The organism is Stenotrophomonas sp. 05L44_2, from assembly GCF_056665995.1.
This window is the reverse complement of the sequence record NZ_JBFTNR010000507.1, coordinates 1-3,109: the sequence shown is the minus strand read 5'-3', so window position 1 is coordinate 3,109 and position 3,109 is coordinate 1. Positions and strand designations below refer to the sequence as shown.

The window sequence follows — 3,109 nt, the reverse complement described above, 5'->3', positions numbered from 1 at the left end:
GCATGGATGCGGCGACCGAGCTTACAGGGACGTACTTGCAGCGGCCCCCGCAACCGGACCCCCCCCGCCTCCCCACGGAATGCCCGCTGTTGCTGTTGCTTCGGCTTTTGATGTTGCCGTTGCTTCTGCGGGTGCCGGGCGGTAGCCCGGCCCAAGCCCCCCACCCACGCAGGTAGAATGCGCACATGGCTCTTTCCCTGCTCAAGTCCCTCAAGCCGGTCGCTGGCCGTGCCCTGCAGATCGCCCTGAACCGCGCGCTGGCGCTGGATCCGGATACCCGCCACGCACTGGCCGGCCTCGACGGTCGCCATATCGACCTGACCCTGGACGCGCCGCCGCTGGCAATGCGCATCAGCGTCGACGGCGACCAGTTGCGTGTCGGCCCGGTGGATGCGCAGGAAGCCGACCTGGCCGTGCGCAGCAGCCTGGCCGGCGTGCTGGCACAGCTGCCGCTGCTGGCGCGTGCCCGCCAGGGCGCTGACAACGGCAAGGGGCGCGTTCGCGTGGCCGGCGATGCCGAGCTGGCGCGCCGCCTGCAGCAGCTGGCCAAGGGCTTCGATCCGGACTGGCAGCAGCCGTTCGTCAGCGTGTTCGGCGACGTGCTGGGCGTGCAGGTGGCCAACACCCTGCGCAGCGCCCTGCAGCATGCCCGCCAGGGTGCGATCGACCTCGCCCACAGCGCCGCTGAATTCATCACCGAGGAATCGCGCGACGTGGTGCCACGTGCCGAGCTGGATGCCTTCCACGATGACGTGGACGTGCTGCGCGACGATGTCGAGCGCCTCGGCGCACGCGTGCAGCGCCTGCGGGGTGCCGCATGAAGGCGCTGCTGCGGGCCAGCCGCATCGGCCGGGTGATCCTGCGTTACCGCCTCGACGACCTGCTGCAGGGCACCCCGGCCGAGCGCTGGCTGCGCCTGGCCAAGCCGTTCGTGCCGCGCGCATCGGCCGCCATCGCGGCACAGTCGCGGGGTGCACGCCTGCGCCTGGCGCTGCAGGACCTGGGGCCGATCTTCRTCAAGTTCGGGCAGATCCTGTCCACCCGTCGTGACCTGGTGCCGCCGGACGTGGCCAATGAGCTGACCCTGCTGCAGGACCGGGTCAAGCCCTTCGACGGCGAGACCGCACGCCGCATCGTCGAGGAAGCGCTGGGCCTGCCGGTCAGCGAAGCCTTCGCCAGTTTCGATACCGAGCCACTGGCCTCGGCGTCGATCGCGCAGGTGCACGCGGCCACCCTGGCCGACGGCCGCCAGGTAGTGGTCAAGGTGCTGCGCCCGGGCATCGAAAAACAGATCGACGCCGACATCGCCCTGCTCAACTCGCTGGCGACGCTGGTCGAGCGCACCCATCCGCGCGCCGACAAGATCCGCCCGCGCGAAGTGGTGGCCGAGGTGGAGAACACCCTGGCCGCCGAGCTGGACCTGCAGCGCGAAGGCGCCAATGCCAGCGTGCTGCGCCGCTTCTGGGAGAACTCCGACGACCTGTACGTACCGGAAGTGATCTGGAGCCATACCGCCGAGCGCGCACTGACCCTGGAACGCGTATGGGGCATCCCCTCCGATGACATCGCCGCGCTGGACAAGGCCGGCATCGACCGCAAGGCGCTGGCCGCCAAAGGCGTGCGGGTGTTCTACACCCAGGTGTTCCGCGACAACTTCTTCCATGCCGACGCGCACGCCGGCAACATCTGGGTCGACATCGATCCGGCACGCCGCGACAACCCGCGCTTCATCGCGCTGGACTTCGGCATCATGGGCCAGCTCTCGCAGGAAGATCAGTACTACCTGGCCGAGAATTTCATGGCCATCTTCAACCGCGACTACCGCCGCATCGCCGAACTGCACGTGCAGGCGCGCTGGATGCCCGACAACGTGCGCATCGATGATCTGGAAGCGGCGGTGCGTTCGGTGTGCGAGCCGTACTTCACCCGCCCGCTGTCGCAGATCTCGCTGGCCGAAGTGTTGATGAAGCTGTTCCGCGTGGCCCAGCGCTACCAGCTGACCCTGCAGCCGCAGTTGATCCTGCTGCAGAAGACCCTGCTCAACATCGAGGGCGTCGGCCGCCAGCTGGACCCGCAGATCGATATCTGGGCCGTGGCCAAGCCGGTGCTGGCGAAGATCCTGCGCGAGCGCTACAGCCCGCGTCGCGTGGTGCGCGAGATCGGCAAGCGCCTGCCGGAAATCATGACCCATGCGCCGGACATGCCGCGCCTGGTGCACGCCTGGCTGACCCAGCAGGTGGAAGGTCGCCATGAGCTGGCGATGCGCTCGCGCGATCTGGTTGCGCTGGACGCCAGCGTGCAGCGCCTGCAGAAGCATGCGGTCGGTGCGATCACCGGCGTCGGCCTGCTGGCGATCGCCGCATTGATGTACGTGCTGCAGCCGCCGGGCTGGTACTGGGGCGACGTGCCGGCGTGGAGCTGGGTGTCCGGTGCGGTTGGAGCGTTCGCACTGGCGCGTGCGTGGTGGCGATGATGGATGCGCTGAGCGCGCTCAAACAGGAGCTCGCGCAGTTCGGCAGCGACAACGATGCGTGCGAAACCGAGCGCGGTCGGCGCATGCTCAACATCACCGCCGACACCGGTGAACTGCTGTCGGTGCTGGTGCGTTTCGGCAACGCCCGCCGCGTGCTGGAGATCGGTACGTCCAACGGTTATTCCACGCTGTGGCTGGCCGAAGCGGCGGCCGCGATCGATGGCCAGGTGACCACGCTGGAGCTCGCTGCCGACAAGGTGGCGATGGCCCGCGCGAATTTCGCCCGCAGTGGATTGGGCGAGCGCATCAACCTGGTCCACGGTGATGCCGGTCAGTGGCTGGCGCAGGCCGAGCAGGGCTGCATCGACCTGCTGTTCCTGGATTCGGATCGCGGGCAGTACGCGGGCTGGTGGCCGCAGCTGCGTCGGGTACTGCGCCCCGGCGGCCTGCTGGTGGTCGACAACGCCACCTCGCATGCCGGTGAGATGGCGCCGCTGCGCGCCCTGCTGGCCGCCGATGCGGCGTTCACCACCAGCCTGGTGCCGGTGGGCAATGGCGAACTGCTGGCGCTGCGCAACACCTGACCGGGCGTCACCCCGGTAGCGCGGGTCGCTGGCTTGGTGCGGTAGTGCCGGG

The 3,109-nt window shown here is 68.9% G+C and carries 3 protein-coding genes; all 3 read left to right on the top strand.

All coding sequences use genetic code 11. The features are described from left to right. Positions 1-185: 185 nt before the first annotated feature. From AC1VAN_RS16570 to AC1VAN_RS16560, 3 genes are read left to right on the top strand one after another with little or no spacing between them, the layout of a single operon-like run. Positions 186-821 (top strand): ubiquinone biosynthesis accessory factor UbiJ, encoded by a 636-nt coding sequence (locus AC1VAN_RS16570; RefSeq protein ID WP_032978107.1) that lies wholly within the window; start codon positions 186-188, stop codon positions 819-821. Beyond that, positions 818-2,473, top strand: coding sequence for a ubiquinone biosynthesis regulatory protein kinase UbiB (gene ubiB, locus AC1VAN_RS16565; RefSeq protein ID WP_480986221.1), 1,656 nt, complete (start codon positions 818-820; stop codon positions 2,471-2,473). The genes AC1VAN_RS16570 and ubiB overlap by 4 nt, the downstream gene beginning before the upstream one ends. Continuing rightward, positions 2,473-3,057 carry an O-methyltransferase gene (locus tag AC1VAN_RS16560; protein ID WP_425541464.1) on the top strand — a complete coding sequence of 195 codons (585 nt, stop codon included), beginning with the start codon at positions 2,473-2,475 and terminating at the stop codon, positions 3,055-3,057. The genes ubiB and AC1VAN_RS16560 overlap by 1 nt, the downstream gene beginning before the upstream one ends. Positions 3,058-3,109: the final 52 nt, after the last annotated feature.